The sequence below is a fragment of the Chryseobacterium sp. SIMBA_028 genome, from assembly GCF_046535285.1.
Taxonomy (GTDB): domain Bacteria; phylum Bacteroidota; class Bacteroidia; order Flavobacteriales; family Weeksellaceae; genus Chryseobacterium.
Window position 1 is genome coordinate 1 of sequence record NZ_JAWRWZ010000155.1, and the last position, 287, is coordinate 287.

Genomic DNA, 287 nt, shown 5'->3' on the forward strand with positions numbered 1-287 from the left:
GTGCTATCGCCGTGACCATGCCCTTGTCCCAAAGCTTCATCATCAAGTGATCGGTGGCGGCTCGCCACCGGTCACTGTCCTCAGATCAGCTGCAGCAGCTTGCCTTGTTCTCTCCAGCGAGAACGCTTGCCCTGTTGATCACCGGCGGCAGATTGTTCGACGGATTGACCTCGAAGAAACCGGCCGGTGCGAGCGAGAACCCGCAGGAAATGCAAGGCTGAACCGGAAAGTCTTCGGCGCGCACGACATGGTGGAGACCGAAGGAATGCCAGAGCACGATGTCGGTG

1 protein-coding gene is annotated in these 287 nt (G+C 59.2%); it reads right to left on the reverse strand.

The window, feature by feature from the left end; translation table 11 throughout:
• Positions 1–85 precede the first annotated feature (85 nt).
• Positions 86–287, reverse strand: a 202-nt coding sequence (locus tag SCA31_RS22955; protein WP_410699347.1) for a hypothetical protein, incomplete at its 5' end; no start/stop codon positions are given.